11 protein-coding genes are annotated in these 16,586 nt (G+C 37.0%); 10 read left to right on the plus strand and 1 reads right to left on the minus strand.

Annotation, left to right across the window (positions count from 1 at the left end; all coding sequences use genetic code 11):
- Positions 1 to 85 precede the first annotated feature (85 nt).
- The 3 genes from DDF69_RS14840 (at position 86) to DDF69_RS14850 (ending at position 8,487) form a co-directional block, all read left to right on the plus strand.
- A complete protein-coding gene (locus tag DDF69_RS14840; RefSeq protein ID WP_114821452.1) occupies positions 86 to 3,484 on the plus strand; it encodes a polysaccharide deacetylase family protein in 3,399 nt (1,132 codons plus the stop codon).
- Between the two features lie 291 nt (positions 3,485 to 3,775).
- Positions 3,776 to 5,833 carry a M13 family metallopeptidase gene (locus DDF69_RS14845; RefSeq protein ID WP_114821453.1) on the plus strand — a complete coding sequence of 686 codons (2,058 nt, stop codon included), beginning with the start codon at positions 3,776 to 3,778 and terminating at the stop codon, positions 5,831 to 5,833.
- A 557-nt stretch (positions 5,834 to 6,390) separates the two neighbouring features.
- A complete protein-coding gene (locus DDF69_RS14850; protein WP_114821454.1) occupies positions 6,391 to 8,487 on the plus strand; it encodes a M13 family metallopeptidase in 2,097 nt (698 codons plus the stop codon).
- Between the two features lie 60 nt (positions 8,488 to 8,547).
- Here DDF69_RS14850 and DDF69_RS14855 read toward each other — a convergent pair whose 3' ends face one another.
- Complete coding sequence (locus DDF69_RS14855; RefSeq protein ID WP_114821455.1) at positions 8,548 to 9,594, minus strand: hypothetical protein; 1,047 nt, start codon at positions 9,592 to 9,594, stop codon at positions 8,548 to 8,550.
- Positions 9,595 to 9,948: 354 nt separating this feature from the next.
- Here DDF69_RS14855 and DDF69_RS14860 point away from each other — a divergent pair, with 354 nt between their 5' ends.
- From DDF69_RS14860 to DDF69_RS14890, 7 genes are all read left to right on the plus strand, one after another.
- Positions 9,949 to 10,395 carry a type VI secretion system contractile sheath small subunit gene (locus DDF69_RS14860; RefSeq protein ID WP_185144355.1) on the plus strand — a complete coding sequence of 149 codons (447 nt, stop codon included), beginning with the start codon at positions 9,949 to 9,951 and terminating at the stop codon, positions 10,393 to 10,395.
- Positions 10,396 to 10,415: 20 nt separating this feature from the next.
- Entirely contained in the window at positions 10,416 to 11,777 is a 1,362-nt protein-coding gene (locus DDF69_RS14865; protein ID WP_114821457.1) for a DUF5458 family protein, read from the plus strand.
- 78 nt (positions 11,778 to 11,855) lie between these two features.
- The gene (locus tag DDF69_RS14870; RefSeq protein ID WP_228412008.1) at positions 11,856 to 12,317 is read left to right on the plus strand and encodes a hypothetical protein; all 462 of its coding nucleotides are present in this window, start codon (positions 11,856 to 11,858) and stop codon (positions 12,315 to 12,317) included.
- A 141-nt stretch (positions 12,318 to 12,458) separates the two neighbouring features.
- The gene (gene mutY, locus DDF69_RS14875; protein ID WP_114821459.1) at positions 12,459 to 13,493 is read left to right on the plus strand and encodes an A/G-specific adenine glycosylase; all 1,035 of its coding nucleotides are present in this window, start codon (positions 12,459 to 12,461) and stop codon (positions 13,491 to 13,493) included.
- Positions 13,494 to 13,537: 44 nt separating this feature from the next.
- Positions 13,538 to 14,095, plus strand: coding sequence for a gliding motility lipoprotein GldD (gldD, locus tag DDF69_RS14880; RefSeq protein WP_114821460.1), 558 nt, complete (start codon positions 13,538 to 13,540; stop codon positions 14,093 to 14,095).
- A 27-nt stretch (positions 14,096 to 14,122) separates the two neighbouring features.
- Positions 14,123 to 15,046: a PfkB family carbohydrate kinase gene (locus DDF69_RS14885; protein ID WP_034692120.1), complete on the plus strand. Its 924-nt coding sequence runs from the start codon at positions 14,123 to 14,125 to the stop codon at positions 15,044 to 15,046.
- Between the two features lie 86 nt (positions 15,047 to 15,132).
- On the plus strand, positions 15,133 to 16,500 hold the full coding sequence (locus DDF69_RS14890) for a peptidylprolyl isomerase (RefSeq protein WP_114821461.1): 1,368 nt from the start codon (positions 15,133 to 15,135) through the stop codon (positions 16,498 to 16,500).
- Positions 16,501 to 16,586 lie beyond the last annotated feature (86 nt).

The following is a 16,586-nucleotide window of genomic DNA, read 5'->3' on the forward strand; positions in this document are numbered from 1 at the left end:
GAGCCTGTTTTTTTAATTTTTTTTTAATTAATTTTCATACAGTTTTTCACGCTTTTTGAAAGCCCTTCAATAAATTTCAAAAATCGTGGAAAATTCCAAACAGATTTTTCAGACCAGCAGTAAAAAACGCTGGAAAAGTGTACAGTGGGGAAGCCGTGTTTTTATTTTTATAGGAATACTGCTTCTGCTTGCTTTAGGTCTGATGATGACTCTGGACAGAAGTCCTAAAATACCTTTTAAAGAAGATTATAAAGCGGTAATTACAGCCAATAAACCTTACCTTCAGGAGAATAAAATTTCAAAGGAATATAAAGGTTTCAGAAGCTTTATTTCTGAAAAAACAATTCATACCAATCTCGACAAAATCGAGAAAGCAAGAGCAGAAAGATATAAAAATCAGAACAGAAACTGGGCTCAGTTTCCGGGAGGAATCCGTTCTGCATTTTATGTTGCGTGGGATCCTCAGTCGCTGATGTCTCTGAAAAGAAATATCAGACATGTCAATCTTGTGTTCCCTGAATGGTTTTTTCTTGATCCCAAAACAGGTGATCTGAAAACCAATGTAGATCCGGAAGGATATAAAGTGATCAAAAGAACAGGGGTTGCAGCCATGCCCATGTTGAGTAATAACTCAGACAGAGAATTCCGTTCAGAAGGGCTGGTAAAAGTTCTGAACGATCCGCAGAAAAGAACCCATCTGATTCAAAAAATCACCCAACAATGTCTAAAATATCATTTCAAAGGAATTAATATTGACTTTGAGGATATGAACCTCAATTCTGATGATAATCTGATTGCTTTTATGAAAGAACTTTCAGAGACTTTCAAAAAGAATCAGTTGCTGGTGACTATGGATATCATGACGGATAATGATGATTACAATATCCCAAGACTGAATCCTTATGTAGATTACTTTGTACTGATGGCGTATGATGAGTATTCCGCAGGAAGTGATGCCGGTCCGGTTTCTTCTCAGAAATGGATTGAAGAGCAGACGGGAAAAATCGTAAAACAAACTTCTCCGCAAAAAATCATTCTTGGATTAGGAGCGTATGGGTATGACTGGAGTTCCAATAAAGATGATAACACCTCCGTTACTTACATGCAGGCGATTACAAAAGCCAGTGCAAGTAAAGCGGTTATTGATTTTAATGATAATACCTTTAATCTAAATTATTCTTACACCGATTCTAAAAATTTAACCCACACTGTATTTTTCAATGATGCGGCTTCTATTTTCAACACAATGCGTTTCTCTTCAGAATATCCTCTAGCCGGAACAGCGCTTTGGAGACTGGGAAGTGAAGACAGCAGAGTATGGAATTTTTATGATAAAGATCTCACTTTCGCCGGACTTTCCAAAATGAATTTGAAATCGCTTGAAAATGTAAAAGGGCAGACCATGGTGGATTACATCGGAGATGGAGAAGTACTGGATGTTCTGAATACCCCTCATGACGGAAAAATTGCACTTGAAATCGATCCGAAAGAGAAAATTATCACAGACGAAAATTATATCACTTACCCAAGTTCTTACGAAGTGAAAAAATACGGAAGTGCTCCTCAGAAAGAGCTCGTTCTTACCTTTGATGATGGTCCGGATGAAACGTATACACCACAGGTATTGGATATTCTGTCCAAATACCACGTTCCGGCAGCCTTCTTTCTGGTAGGATTAAATGCAGAAAAAAACCTTCCGCTTGTAAAGAGAATTTATCGGGAAGGACATGAAATAGGAAATCACACTTTTACCCATGAGAATGTGGCAAAAGTAAGCCCGGAAAGAGCTTTGCTGGAAATGAAACTGACAAGACTGCTGATCGAATGTATCACAGGTCACAGTACCATTCTGTTCAGAGCACCATACAACGCAGACTCTGAACCTACCACTTCAGAAGAGATTATTCCGGTAGCGTTGGCAAGACAACAAAACTATCTTGATATAGGGGAAAATATAGACCCGGAAGACTGGCAGCCGGGAATAAAAGCAGATGAGATTGTAAAACGTGTAATGGCCGGAATCAAACAGCAGAGAGGGAATATCATTCTTCTTCATGATGCAGGCGGAGATACCAGAGAGGAAACAGTAAAAGCTTTAAAAATTCTGATCCCGACGCTTCAGAAACAAGGCTATCATTTTACCAATCTGACCAATATTCTGCACAAAAGCAGAAGCGAACTAATGCCTGAAGTTCCTAAAACGAGATCGTATTACATCATGCAGCTGAACCTTGTGTTGGCAACGGTTATCTATGGAATAAGCCACTTCCTGGTTGCTTTATTTACCATTTTCATTGTGTTAGGATTGATCAGATTATCGCTGATGGCATACTGGGCATTTAAAGAAAGAAAAAAAGAGAAAAAACTGGGCGGATTTCCTGTTCTGGAATCTTATCCGAAAGTTTCCATCATTGTTCCTGCTTATAATGAAGAAGTGAATATTGTGTCTTCCCTGCAGAACTTATTGAAGCAGACTTATCCTAATTTTAATATCATTATGGTAGATGACGGTAGCAAAGATTCTACTTATGAAAAAGCATTGGAAGCATTCCCCAATCATCCGAAACTGAAAATTTTCACCAAAGAAAACGGTGGAAAAGCCACAGCTCTGAACTTTGGGATATCACAGACTGATGCAGAATATGTAGTGTGTATTGATGCCGATACCAAATTACAGCAGGATGCCGTGAAATATCTTATTGCAAGATTTTTAAATTCAAGTGCGGAAGAAAAAATAGCCGCGGTAGCAGGAAATGTAAAAGTAGGAAACAGAGTCAACTGGCTTACCAGATGGCAGGCTATAGAATATACAACAAGTCAGAATTTTGACAGGCTGGCATATGCTCATATCAATGCGATTACGGTTATTCCGGGAGCTATCGGAGCATTTAGAAGATCCGTGATCATTGAAACAGGAGGTTATTCATCCGATACGCTGGCAGAAGATTGTGATATTACGGTGAAAATATTAAAAGCCGGATATACTGTTGCGAACGAAAACAGAGCAATAGCAGTAACAGAAGCTCCCGAAACCACAAAACAGTTTTTAAAACAACGTTTCCGCTGGACCTACGGAATCATGCAGATGTTCTGGAAACAGAGACAGACTTTCCTTAACCCCAAATATAAAGGATTGGGACTTTGGGCAATGCCGAATATTTTATTATTCCAATACATCATCCCATTTTTCTCGCCATTGGCAGATGTGATTATGTTCTTTGGAATCTTGTCCGGAAACGGAGACAAAATATTCACCTATTATCTGATCTTCCTTTTGGTGGATGCTTCATTAGCATTAGTAGCATTTATCATACAGCGGGAAAAACTGATCAATCTCCTGTATATTATTCCGCAGAGATTCGGGTACAGATGGCTTATGTATATTGTATTATTTAAAAGTTTAAGAAAAGCACTGAAAGGCGAAATGCAGTCCTGGGGATTCCTGAAAAGAACCGGGAATGTAAAAGAGATAGCAACTTCTTAATGAGGTTTGGAGGCTGGAAGAGTGAGGCTGGAGGTTGTTTTCTCAGTTATCATTTTTTACGATTCTTATAATTTCCAGCTTCTGCCTCCTATTGTCTGATTTTTCCAGTAAAGTTTGGACTAAAAAAATGTGATCATGTAGCTGGAGGTTGTTTTATGACTTCCATAACCTTCAGCTTCCTGCTCCCAATTTCCCACTTAGGATACTTTCATGATATTTATTTAAATTTGTTTTCATATTCAAGTAACAAATCCGAAATAAATCATACATATTCTAAAAATTGTTATCATAATGAAAAAAATAACGCTTTCTTTGTTTTTAATAGCAGGGATCTGCACTCAGACTACGATGAGCGCACAAGCAAAAACTGCTAAAGTAGCAGTGAATAACACAGATAAAGGCTTAGACCTTAGCTTGATGGACACTTCAGTACGTCCTCAGGATGATTTTTACAACTATGTAAGTGGAACCTGGATGAAAACTGCCAAAATTCCATCTGACAAACCAACTTGGGGAAGCTTCAACAAACTGGCTGAGGATACGGATAACAATTCCATGACCATCCTGAATTCTCTTCTTAAAGATAAATTTGCTGACGGAAGCGAAGGGAAAAAAATTCAGGATCTGTATGCTACTTATATGAACATGCAGAAGAGAAATGCTGATGGAATTAAACCAATCCAGGAAAACCTGAACAAGATTGACGCTATTAAAAATATGGCTGATCTTCAGAATTACCTTACTTCTGTAACGAAAGAAGGTGAAAATGTTTTCTACGGATGGGGAGTAGATGCAGATCTTAAAGATTCTAAAATGAATGCAGTTTACCTGGGTAATGCTTCTCTAGGTTTAGGAAGAGATTACTATCAGAAAGTAAACGAAAAAAATACCGAAGCTATTGCTGAGTATCAGAAATATGTAGCTTCTATGCTAAAAGAATTAGGATACAAAAATGCTGATGAAGCAGCAAAAGGTATCGTTAATTATGAAAAAAGCATCGCGCAAACTTACCTGACCAACGAGCAGAGCCGTGATAATACGCTTCAGTACAATCCTAAGACGATGGCTGAACTTTCTGCTTTGGTAAAAAATGTTGACCTTCCGGGTTACCTTAAAAAAGTAGGCGTAAATTCTGACAAAGTAATTATCAGCGAATTAGGATTCTATAAGAACTTCGATAAATTGGTAAATGCTCAGAATCTTCCTGTAATCAAGGATTATCTGAAATTCCACATGATCCATGGAAGTGCTTCTTACTTAAGCGAAAACTTAGGAAACATGAAATTTGCTTTCTATGGTAAATACCTTAGAGGACAACAGGAACAAAGAGCTCTTAACAAAAGAGGATTTGAATTGATCAACGGTACTTTGGGAGAAGCTTTCGGAAAATTATATGTTGAGAAATATTTCCCTGCTGAAGCAAAAGCTCAGATGGTAGAATTGATCGACTATTTAAAGAAAAGTTTCGCTGTTCACATCAACAACTTATCTTGGATGTCTTCAACCACGAAGGAAAAAGCAATGCAGAAGCTGAACAAGTTTACTGTAAAAGTGGCTTATCCGGACAAGTGGAAAGACTATTCAAAATTAAATATCGTTTCGGAAGCTAAAGGAGGAAACCTATATCAGAACCTTCAGAATATTACCGAATGGCAATATAACAAAGACTTAGCTAAAATTGGCAAGCCGGTAGATAAAACAGAATGGGGAATGACTCCACAAACTGTAAATGCATATTACAACCCGGTAAACAACGAGATTGTATTCCCTGCAGCGATCCTTCAGCCGCCATTCTTTAACCCTAAAGCTGATGCTGCTGTAAACTTCGGAGGTATCGGTGCGGTTATCGGCCACGAAATGAGCCACGGATTTGATGATTCAGGAGCACAGTTCGATGCGGACGGTAACTTAGTAGACTGGTGGACTCCGGAAGATAAAGCAAACTTTGAAAAAGCAACCAAAGCTCTTGCTTCTCAGTATGACAAATACGAGCCTGTAAAAGGAACTTTTGTAAACGGTACTTTCACAAACGGTGAGAATATCGCTGACTTAGGTGGAGTAAATATCGCTTATGACGCTCTTCAGATGTACTTAAAAGACAAAGGAAACCCAGGAAAAATCAGCGGATTCACTCAGGATCAGAGATTCTTCTTAAGCTGGGCAACCGTTTGGAGAACATTATCAAGTGAGAAATATATGGTAAATCAGGTAAAAACTGATCCACACTCACCAGGATATTTCAGAAGTTTTGGTCCACTTATCAACGTTGACGCTTTCTACAAAGCATTCGATGTGAAACAAGGAGACAAACTTTACAAAGCTCCGGAAGACAGAATCAAAATCTGGTAACAATAACAACCGCTCAGCAATGGGCGGTTTTATTTTTTTTAGGTAGCAGGTGATGGATGATAGGTTGCAGGGAATGGGTTTTAGGGAAAATAAGTGATAAGTAATAAGTAATAAGTAATAAGTAATAAGTAATAAGTAATAAGTAATAAGTAATAAGTAATAAGTAATAAGTAATAAGTAATAAGTAATAAGTAATAAGTAATAAGTAATAAGTAATAAGTAATAAGTAATAAGTAATAAGTAATAAGTAATAAGTAATAAGTAATAAGTAATAAGTAATAAGTAATAAGTAATAAGTTCTTTGATAAGCAATCGAGGGACAATTTTTACAATAACGGCTTCCATCATTCCCCTCCCCCGGAGGGGTGGCAAAAATTCAAAGAATTTTTGACGGGGTGGTTCTATACGTAATAACTTCAAACATTAAACATTAAACATTAAACATTAAACATTAAACATTGAATTTTCACTTTTCACCATATATCAATTATCATTCACTACATATCATTAAAGTTTGTATATTTGATAAGTTTGTGTAAAATCAAAAATTATCTTTAATGAAAAAGCTAAATATTGGAATACTTGCTCTTTCGGGTATTGTATTTCTTAATTCGTGTGGTGCTGCTAAGAATGCAGGGACAGACAATAAAACTGAAGCTACAGCAAAAGTGGCTGAACCGGTAAAAGAAGAAGCAAAAGAAGAGGGAATCAATTTATCGTATATGGATACCAGTGTCCGTCCACAAGATGACTTTTTTAGCTATGTGAATGGAAACTGGGTGAAAACGACTCAGATTCCTTCCGATAAAGCAAACTGGGGATCTTTCAATGCGTTGAGAGAAAATGTGGATGATGCTTCATTAGATATCTTAAACAAAATTCTTACAGAATCATATCCTGCAGGATCAGAAGGACAGAAAATCCAGAATCTGTATGCCTCTTTTATGGATACCAATAAGAGAAATGCAGAAGGTCTCGCTCCTATCAAAGCTGATCTTGCCAAAGTAGATGCTATTAAAAGTCTGGGCGATCTTCAGAAATACCTTTTGGAAGCTACAAGGTTAGGTGACAACTCTTTCTACGGATGGAGAGTAGGTGCTGATATGAAGAATTCAAAGATGAACGCGGTGTATCTTGGCGGTCCGGATTTAGGATTAGGAAGAGATTACTATCAGAAAGTAAACGATGCCAATACTAAAACCCTGGCGGAATATCAGACTTATGTTGGAAAGTTATTCGGAGTTTTAGGATATAAAAATACGACTCAGGCTGCACAGAATGTGGTAGATTTTGAAAAACAGCTGGCCAATTATTTATTGACTTTAGAGCAGAACAGAGATGCCAATTTAAGATATAATCCTAAAAACGTATCAGAATTATCAGGGCTTGTGAAAAATGTTGACCTTGCCAAATATCTGAAAGATGCAGGAGTAAATACAGACCGAGTGATCATCGGCGAACTGAAATACTACCAGAACATGGATCAGTTCATTACCCAGAAAAACCTTCCTTTACTGAAAGATTATCTGAAATACCATATCATCAACGGAAATGCAAGCAACCTGGATGACAATTTAGAGCAGATCAGGTTCGATTTCTATGCTAAATATTTACAGGGACAAAAAGAACAGCGTCCGATGAACAAAAGAGGGCTTACCCTTGTCAATGGTGTTCTGGGAGAAGCTTTCGGAAAACTGTATGTTGACAAATACTTCACTCCTGAAGCTAAGAAGCAGATGGAAACGTATATTGATTATCTTTTAAAATCATTCAAAACACACATTGCAAACATAGACTGGATGTCTCCTGAAACCAAAGTAAAAGCTCAGGAAAAACTATCCAAGTTTACCGTGAAAATTGCTTATCCGGATAAATGGAAAGATTATACTCAGTTGAAAGTAGAATCACCAAAAGAAGGTGCTACATTATATTCTAATCTTCAGAATGTTGCAGCATGGCAGTATCAGAGAAGTTTAGATAAAGTAGGAAAACCTGTTGACAAAACAGAATGGGGAATGTCTCCACAAACGGTAAATGCTTACTACAGTGGATCAAACAACGAAATTGTATTCCCTGCAGCGATTCTTCAACCGCCTTTCTATAACCCTAAAGCTGACGCAGCAGTAAACTTTGGCGGTATTGGTGCCGTTATCGGTCACGAGATTTCTCACGGATTTGACGACAGCGGTTCACGTTTCGATGGAGATGGTAACCTTAACAACTGGTGGACGGATGCAGACCGTAAAAACTTTGATGCAAAAGTAGGACAGTTAGCCGCTCAGTACAGCGCTTACGAACCTGTAAAAGGAAGCTTTGTGAACGGGAAATTTACAAGCGGTGAAAACATAGGAGACCTAGGTGGAGTAGCAGTGGCTTACGATGCGCTTCAGATGTATTTAAAAGACAAAGGAAACCCAGGAAAGATCAGCGGATTCACTCAGGATCAGAGATTCTTCATGAGCTGGGCTACGGTCTGGAGAACTAAAGCTACCGATCAGTATATGATCAACCAGGTGAAAACAGATCCACACTCTCCGGGAATGTTCAGGGCTTTTGGACCATTGGTTAATCAGGACTCATTCATCAAAGCATTTGATATCAAACCGGGAGACAAATTATATAAAGCTCCTCAGGACAGAATAAAAATCTGGTAATTTTACCTTAAATTGTTAGAAAAGAAAGAATCCGCCTCACATTTGAGACGGATTCTCTTTTTAATATTCTTTCTTATAATTCCGGAGTACAAACTTTATTCCCGTTTCTATAATATCTCCCATGGTTTTACAATATTTGAAATTAACATCATAGGTGAGTTTTTGTAAAGCCGTCCTTAGTTCTATGACATTGGCTTCCGGTGCAAGATTATCTTTTTTCATAATAGAAATAAGTTCATCAAATCTGTTTTTACTGGTGGTCACTCTTTTTACGATTTGGGAACGTACTTCTTTGCGGTATTGCTCTATGGAACTTGGCTTCAGCTTTTCCAATACCATATTCACCATTTGATTATTCTCTTTGAAATACTGTGGAAGATAAACCTTCAGGCTTCCCTCATACGTTTGCTGATCAAAATCGATAGGACGGATTCTGTAAATGACCTGGTCGAAATCGTGTATAGGAATCACAACATAATTATAAGAACGCATGTCTCCAAGAAGCCCGATAAGACAACGTTCATTAAATTTTACAAATTCTTTGGAAATCTGTGCTTTTTCAAGTTCTGAGCAGCTGGGTAAATGCTTCTGAATAAAAACATCTCCGGGAATTCCTAAAATATGCTCCTCTATCAAAGTATTCTTATAGACCAGAAAGTTAATCCGGTTAGGAGAAAGCAGGTCTTCAAGCTCCAGTCCGAATATCCGGGAAGCATCGGCCTGTTTTATATAAAAATAGGTATAATTATCATTCAGTACATTTCTCACCCGAATCCGGAAAGGTTTAGAATTTCCGAAAGTACAAAAGTCAATCGTATCCACTTTCAGATAGGGTAAAGTGGCAATATCTCCATCAGAATGAAGAAGGGTATAAATTTTATTTAAATTGGCCTCTATTTCTTTAAACTCATATTCAGAATACAGCACCCCAAGCCACAAAGTATCTTTGCCTTCTTTATCCAGAATTCTTACACTGTCACTAAATCTTAAAAGATCTTCATACAGAAACTTAATCTTGGTAGTTCTGTTATATTTTTCCAGATATTCTTGTAATGCTTCTGAAACGGGAAATATCGGTTTTCTGAACGCTATTTTTACATCTTTCATGACACGGCTCACTTTGTTTAAATATAAAAAATATTTTTTTGTAAAATCTGAGGAATTCTTATTTTAACATTTATCAGGCATGTTTATAAAAGAGTACAGCAAACAAAAATTTTATTTTATTTTTCTTGGAAGACTTTATTTATTTTTTCATAGCTTAGTGATATCGTAATATGGTGATTTTATGTTGAATAAATGTAAATAGATTTAGATGATTCAAGAAAAATCTTAGTAAAATTTTGTATGTTACAGTTTTTTTTTAAATTTAAACATTGGATTGGTAATTTATTTGATTCATCGGTAAATTATTCAAAGACAGATCCAAACCAAAATAGTAAATCTCAAAATAACAATAATATGGCAATGTTTAATTATGGTGTTGGCGGAAACGAGGTAAAAGTAGACGCTAATGAAGCTATTCAGGAAATACAGGAAAATAAATCACTGATAGTAAGCCAACTTACAACAGACGAGTCTTATACCCCTGAAATCGTAACAGGATTAAAAACAGTGGAAGACGTTTTCAAACATTTTCAGCCTTCAGTATCGGTACAGCACGAAACAGAAGATGGTGGAGTGGTAGAAGAAGAATTCCGTTTTCAAAACCTTGGAGACTTTACCCCTAAAAGCCTTACTCAGAAGTCAGATTATCTGCAGCAATTGAGCATGGAACAGGAGCAGTACAATAAAATCGTACGTCAGCTGAAAACTAACAAAATTCTACGCAACATGCTGGAGAACGATCAGACAAGAGCGGCGTTCATAGAAGTATTGAAAGAAGTGGCACAAGAACTTGAAAAATAATTAAAGACTTACATTAAATCATGGATAGCAAATTACAGGCACAAGAGAGCCAGCAGCAGGGGCAGCAGCAACACGCAGGGCAGCCGAAGGGCAACCCGCTTGCAGAGCTCAATAAAATGGGAGGATTTGGCTTTGTTGAATCCGTTGTAGACGGTATTGCCAATATGAACCCAACAAGAAAGGCAAGAAAAGAAATCTTCCTGAATGACAGCAATAAAGCAGACGAAAGAAAAGAACTTCTTCAGAAGATTAATCTTTGGGTAAACCTTTTAGAAGGTAATGAATCTGCAGATAAAATGGCTGATACGTGCAAAAGTAAAGCACAACAGGCCGATCAGAACTTAAAAACAAACTTAAAAAATACACTGGATGCCGTTCGTATGTTGGAAACCAACTACAGAACAGTAGCGCAATTCTACAAGAATACGGAATTGGATAAAGTGGATAACGTAAGTATCGTGAATGCAAGCCTTGATCAGGTTTCCGATCTGGATAATCCTCTGTTCATCGATGCCATTTCAGAAGAATTCAAAAACTATTACGACCGTCTTGACCTTAGAGATAACTATTCAATCCTTGCAATACCAGGATATTTAGGATCTAACAAGGTTATAGAGAAATGGGCAAAAATCTGTAACGAAAACAAAGTAATGATGGTTACAGACTTCGCCAACCTTGATAAGCCGGATGACGTGGTAGATTTATTCCACTCTGCAAACCTTACAGGAGGTGAACTTCACAGAAGTAACGTTATCATGACGTGTAACTGGCTGGTAGGGCGTGGTAAAGCTGAAGAAGTAGGGGAAGAAGAAAACGTAGAACTTCCACCTTCCACTTCATTAGCAGGAAAAATCCATAAAACACTGATGTCTCAGGTAGCAGCAGGTAAAAAGCACGGTAATATCAACGAAGTAGACGCTGTAAAATTCGAATTGAAGAAAAGTGAAATTTCTCAATTGGAAAAAATGGGTCTTGTACCAATGGTAAACGAATACGGAAAAATTATGGCTTTCTCAGCGAAGACCTTATTTACTGGAGACAATATCGGTCTTCAGACCTATTCCGTAGTTCGTGTATTCGACTATGTAACCAAAGTATTATTAGACTTCCTTAACAGAAGAGCTTTCGAAAACTGGAATGCTAAAAACGAAGACGATTTGAGAAGACAGATTGTTACTTTCCTTGACAATATCAAAGGACCGGACAAGCTGATCGAGAAATTCAAAATTGTTCGTTTCGAGCAGGATAGAGTAAACAAAGACAGAGTATGGCTGGATATCCGTATGACGCCTTATTTCCCTACAAAAAGTTTCGTTATTAAACTGGACGGACACAAAGGAGATGATGGTAACGAATGGGATGCAGAATACACTCAGGAGTAACATAAACGTACTTTATATAACAAAAACCGATGCAATATTACATCGGTTTTTTTTCAACCAACACCTATGAAATTGAATATGAATAAAACACTTGTGATTGGATTACCTTTTTTGTTGGTCATCTTTTTGATAAGCTGTGAAAAAAAATACCAGAGTCCGGGCACTTACGAAAATGATCTTTTCGCACAGGAACGCCAGGAAGGAAAAGCATACATCATGAACAGAGATGAATGTTTTGATGGCAGTGAACTCGTACTTGCAAGTTCGGATGTAAAGCTGGCAGACAGTTCGAAAGGCCGCGGAAAATCATTCTATCTTTATAAAGTAAAATCAGGAGAAGTATTGAAAACAGTGAGAGATTCCACTGTAGATATGCCCATGATGTTTTTATCTCAATATAAATTAAAGATCAAAAATACAGATTCTATGTATGTATATCTGAAAAAGCTTGAAGGGTATCGTTTTATAGCCAAAGACAGAAACCTTAAGTACCAGTGGTTAAAAGCGGCTCCGGTATATTCTGTTAAAGCTGATAAATAAGTTTTATCTTTGCAGATACAAAATGCTTTGACTCCGCAATGCATAAGACAGTAAATAACATTCGTTTATTGAAAACGGTTGGTATTAGCAATGTCATACTGAGCGAAGTCGAAGTATCTCATAAAAGCAAAACAAAAATTTTTGGAGAAGGATAACCGAAGTTCAGATTTTCTGCATATAGGCAGCAAAATTCTAGAATGGTATAAAAATAATGCAAGAGATCTGCCTTTTAGACAGACAAAAGATCCGTACAAAATCTGGATCTGTGAAATTGTATTTCAGCAGACAAGAATTAATCAGGGGCTGAATCATTATAATAATTTCATTAAACGATTTCCCGATGTAAAAACATTGGCAGAAGCTGAAGAAAACGAAGTTTTACTCTATTGGAAAGGATTGGGATATTATTCCAGAGCGATCAATATTCATAAAGCTGCTCAACAGATCATGAATGATTATCATGGTATTTTTCCTGATCAATACGAAGAAATTTTAAAACTGAAAGGAGTAGGGAAATATACTGCAGCAGCGGTCTCAAGTATATGTTTTGGAGGAAAAATGCCTGCTGTTGACGGGAATTTCTACCGTGTGTTGAGCCGCCTTTTTGCCGATGATTTTGATATTTCAAATTCAAGAGCATTTACCTATTTTTCTGAACTGGCAGCTTTGGTAATGCCGGAAAATGTGGGAGATTTTAATCAGGCCATGATGGATATTGGATCTGAAATCTGTAAACCCAAAAATCCATTGTGTGAAGAATGTCCTGTGAATAAAGACTGTCTGGCATTTTCAATGCAGAAAATTTCCACTTATCCCGTTAAAACAAAGAAAGTAAAAGCAGAAGATCTTGCGCTGACGTATTATTTTGTACACAGAAACGGACAGTTTCTGATCCGTCAGAGAGCGGATGACTTCATCTGGAAGAAATTATTTGAGTTTCCAACAGCTATTCCTTCCGATATGGAACCTTTCATTACCGGTTCAAAAACAGTTACCCATAAGTTGACCCATAAGAACTTAAGCATTGAAATCTGGAATGTTGAGGTAACTTCTGAAAAGATATGGAAGGATTTTGTCGTTGAAAATCAGTACCTGATTACAGACGTTGAAGGCTCTCATGAAAAATCGTTTCCGAAGCCTTTGGAAAATTACATTCAAAACGCTCTGAAAGACTGAAATTTGTCTTCCGAAATCTGAAATCTAATTTGTACTTTTGCAAAATGATTAAAAAAGTCATTTTTATTTTTGTATCGCTGCTTTTAATTTCATGTGGAAAAGACCCTTCGCCAAAACCTTATGGAGAATTGCGTCTTGAATATCCGACACCGAAATACCAAAAGTTTGAAAACGATTGTGCCTATACCTTTGAATATTCGCACTTTGCTTCGATTGCACCAGCCAAAAAACCTTGCTGGTTCTATCTGAACTATCCGAAAATGAAAGCTAAGCTTTTCGTTACCTATTATCCGATACAGAACGACTTTGCTGACCATATTAAGGAAGCCGAGAAAATGGTATATGAGCATACCATCAAAGCCAGTTCCATAGATACAAAATCCTTTGAATACCCTGAAAAGAAGGTGTACGGGAACTTCTATGAATTGAAAGGGCAGAGCGCTTCCAATCTTCAGTTTTACATTACAGACAGTACGAAACATTTCGTGACTGCTTACTTATACTTTAATACGAGACCGAAACCGGACTCTCTTGCGCCTGCGGTGAACTATATCAAAAATGATATGAAACATCTGCTGGACACTTTTGAATGGAAAAAATAATTACTTTTAATATACATTGAAAAATATATGAAACTTTTAGTTGTAGGAAGTGTTGCATTTGATGCAATTGAAACACCATTTGGTAAAACGGACAAAATTTTAGGAGGTGCAGCCACTTATATCGGAATCACTTCATCAATTTTAGGCGTTAAATCCGGAATTGTTTCTGTAGTAGGAGGAGACTTTCCACAGGAACATCTTGATATGTTCACAGACAGAGAGGTAAACATTGAAGGAATTGAAATCGTGAAAGAAGGAAAAACATTCTTCTGGTCCGGGAAATACCACAACGATCTGAATACAAGAGATACTTTGGCTACAGAAGTAAATGTGTTGGAAAATTTTGATCCGAAAATCCCGGATTCAATGCAGGATGCCGAAATTTTATTACTTGGAAACCTACACCCTGGAGTTCAGTTATCTGTACTTGAAAAAATGAACAACCGTCCGAAACTGGTTATCCTTGATACCATGAACTTCTGGATGGATTCTGCATGGGATATCTTAATGGATATGATTGCAAAGACAGATGTTATTACCATCAATGATGAAGAAGCAAGACAGCTTTCAGGAGAATACTCTCTGGTAAAAGCAGCTAAAAAGATCCACACAATGGGTCCTGAATATGTGATCATTAAAAAAGGAGAGCACGGAGCTTTACTTTTCCATGACAATAAAGTATTTGCTATCCCTGCACTTCCGTTAGAAGATGTTTTCGATCCGACAGGAGCCGGAGATACTTTTGCAGGAGGTTTCGCAGCATATCTTGCTAAAAAAGGGAAAATTGATTTCGAAACAATGAAGTCTGCCCTTATCGTAGGATCTGCAATGGCATCATTCACAGTAGAGAAATTCGGAACAGAAAGAATAGAGGAAGTAAATGAAGCGGATATGTTCAGCAGATTGAGACAATTCAAAGAATTAACGACATTTGATGTTGAACTGCAGTAAATAAGTCTTTTTAAGAAATATTTATAATAAAAAATTGAGTGAAATTCGTTAAGAATTCTAAATTTGCAACTTGTTAAAATAGTAAAATGACAAATAAACTAAAAATCACTTTTCTTCTTGGGATTTTCATCATGATATTCTCTTCAAATATGATGAATGCCCAGCTAAAACAAGGAGATTTGGTGGATGGTATTGCCGCTGTTATCGGGGATGAGATTGTATTGGAATCTGATGTAATCGAGCAGATGAATTATGGTAAACAACAGGGAGCTGCCAACACAGACAAATGTGAGTTCCTGGAAAATCTGATCAGCAATAAACTTCTTGTATACGAAGCAAAAAAAGATACGTTAATTGAAAACCGTTCTGCAGCAATCAAAGAACAAGCTAATGCAAAATACCGTCAGATGCTTTCTCAGTTTCCGGATGAAAAAACAATGCTTGCAGCTTATAAGTTCAGAAATGCGTATGAACTGAAAAATGCTATTGAAAAAATAGATACAGACCAGTATTACGGACAGGCAAAGTACCAGAGAGTAACGGATAAAGCAGACGTAACTCCTAATGAGGTAACTGATTTTTACAATATGTATAAAACACAGCTTCCACAGGTAAAGGATGAAGTTACTTTAGCTCAGATTATGATCTATCCGTCACTTACAGAAGCTCACAAACAAGAACTGATCAACAGGTTGAAAAAAATCAAGCAGGATATTATCGGAGGTGAAACTTTTGAAAGCCAGGCAAGAATTTATTCTGAAGATGAAGGATCTGCTGCCAACGGAGGATTATATAAAAATATCAATAAAGGGCAGATGGTGAAGCCATTCGAAGCTGCTGCATTGAACCTTCAGGAAAATGAAATTTCAGATCCTGTTGAATCTGAATTCGGATTCCATATTATTCAGTTGATAAAAAGATCTGGTAAAGTATATGATGCAAGACATATCTTGTTGAAAGCTGTTCCTACCGATGACGAAATTAAAACCGCAAAAGCTAAATTAGACAGTATCAGAGGTCTTATCATGGATGGTAAAATGACGTTTAAAGATGCTGCTTTTAAATTCTCAGACGATAAAAGAACAAAATTCAATGCAGGGATCATTCCTGGAGCTGATGGTTCTGATAAAATTGAAAGAGAAAGTATCCCTGGAACAATCAGCTACGAATTGGCAGGATTAAACAAAGGTGATATCACTACTGCTTTTGAAGACGAAGAGAACAAGAGAAAACAAATCAAGATCATCAAAGTTGAAGATGTGATTCCTTCTCACCAGATTACCCTGGAAACAGATTTCAGCAGAATCAAGCAGATGGCACTGAATAAAAAGAAAAGTGAAATGGTTGAAAAGTTTGTCAACTCTAAGTTGCCGACTACTTTTATTTCCATTGACGGACGTTACGACAGCTGTAACTTTAAGTCTAACTGGAAGAAACAATCCATGACAAAATAAAATCAAAACCTTCAGAATTTCTGAAGGTTTTTTTTATATTAAAGCTTAAGGAATGACTGGTTGTTATAGAAAATATTGACATATTT

The sequence above is a fragment of the Chryseobacterium sp. KLBC 52 genome (assembly GCF_003347605.1).
GTDB lineage: Bacteria > Bacteroidota > Bacteroidia > Flavobacteriales > Weeksellaceae > Chryseobacterium.

What these genes read in the sequence shown, in the direction of transcription:
- DDF69_RS14845 (WP_114821453.1), top strand. Translation starts at nt 3,776, where the DNA reads ATGAAAAAAATAACGCTTTCTTTGTTTTTAATAGCAGGGATCTGCACT.
- DDF69_RS14850 (WP_114821454.1), top strand. Translation starts at nt 6,391, where the DNA reads ATGAAAAAGCTAAATATTGGAATACTTGCTCTTTCGGGTATTGTATTT.
- DDF69_RS14855 (WP_114821455.1), bottom strand. Translation starts at nt 9,594, where the DNA reads ATGAAAGATGTAAAAATAGCGTTCAGAAAACCGATATTTCCCGTTTCA.
- DDF69_RS14860 (WP_185144355.1), top strand. Translation starts at nt 9,949, where the DNA reads ATGGCAATGTTTAATTATGGTGTTGGCGGAAACGAGGTAAAAGTAGAC.
- DDF69_RS14865 (WP_114821457.1), top strand. Translation starts at nt 10,416, where the DNA reads ATGGATAGCAAATTACAGGCACAAGAGAGCCAGCAGCAGGGGCAGCAG.
- DDF69_RS14870 (WP_228412008.1), top strand. Translation starts at nt 11,856, where the DNA reads ATGAATAAAACACTTGTGATTGGATTACCTTTTTTGTTGGTCATCTTT.
- gldD (WP_114821460.1), top strand. Translation starts at nt 13,538, where the DNA reads ATGATTAAAAAAGTCATTTTTATTTTTGTATCGCTGCTTTTAATTTCA.
- DDF69_RS14885 (WP_034692120.1), top strand. Translation starts at nt 14,123, where the DNA reads ATGAAACTTTTAGTTGTAGGAAGTGTTGCATTTGATGCAATTGAAACA.
- DDF69_RS14890 (WP_114821461.1), top strand. Translation starts at nt 15,133, where the DNA reads ATGACAAATAAACTAAAAATCACTTTTCTTCTTGGGATTTTCATCATG.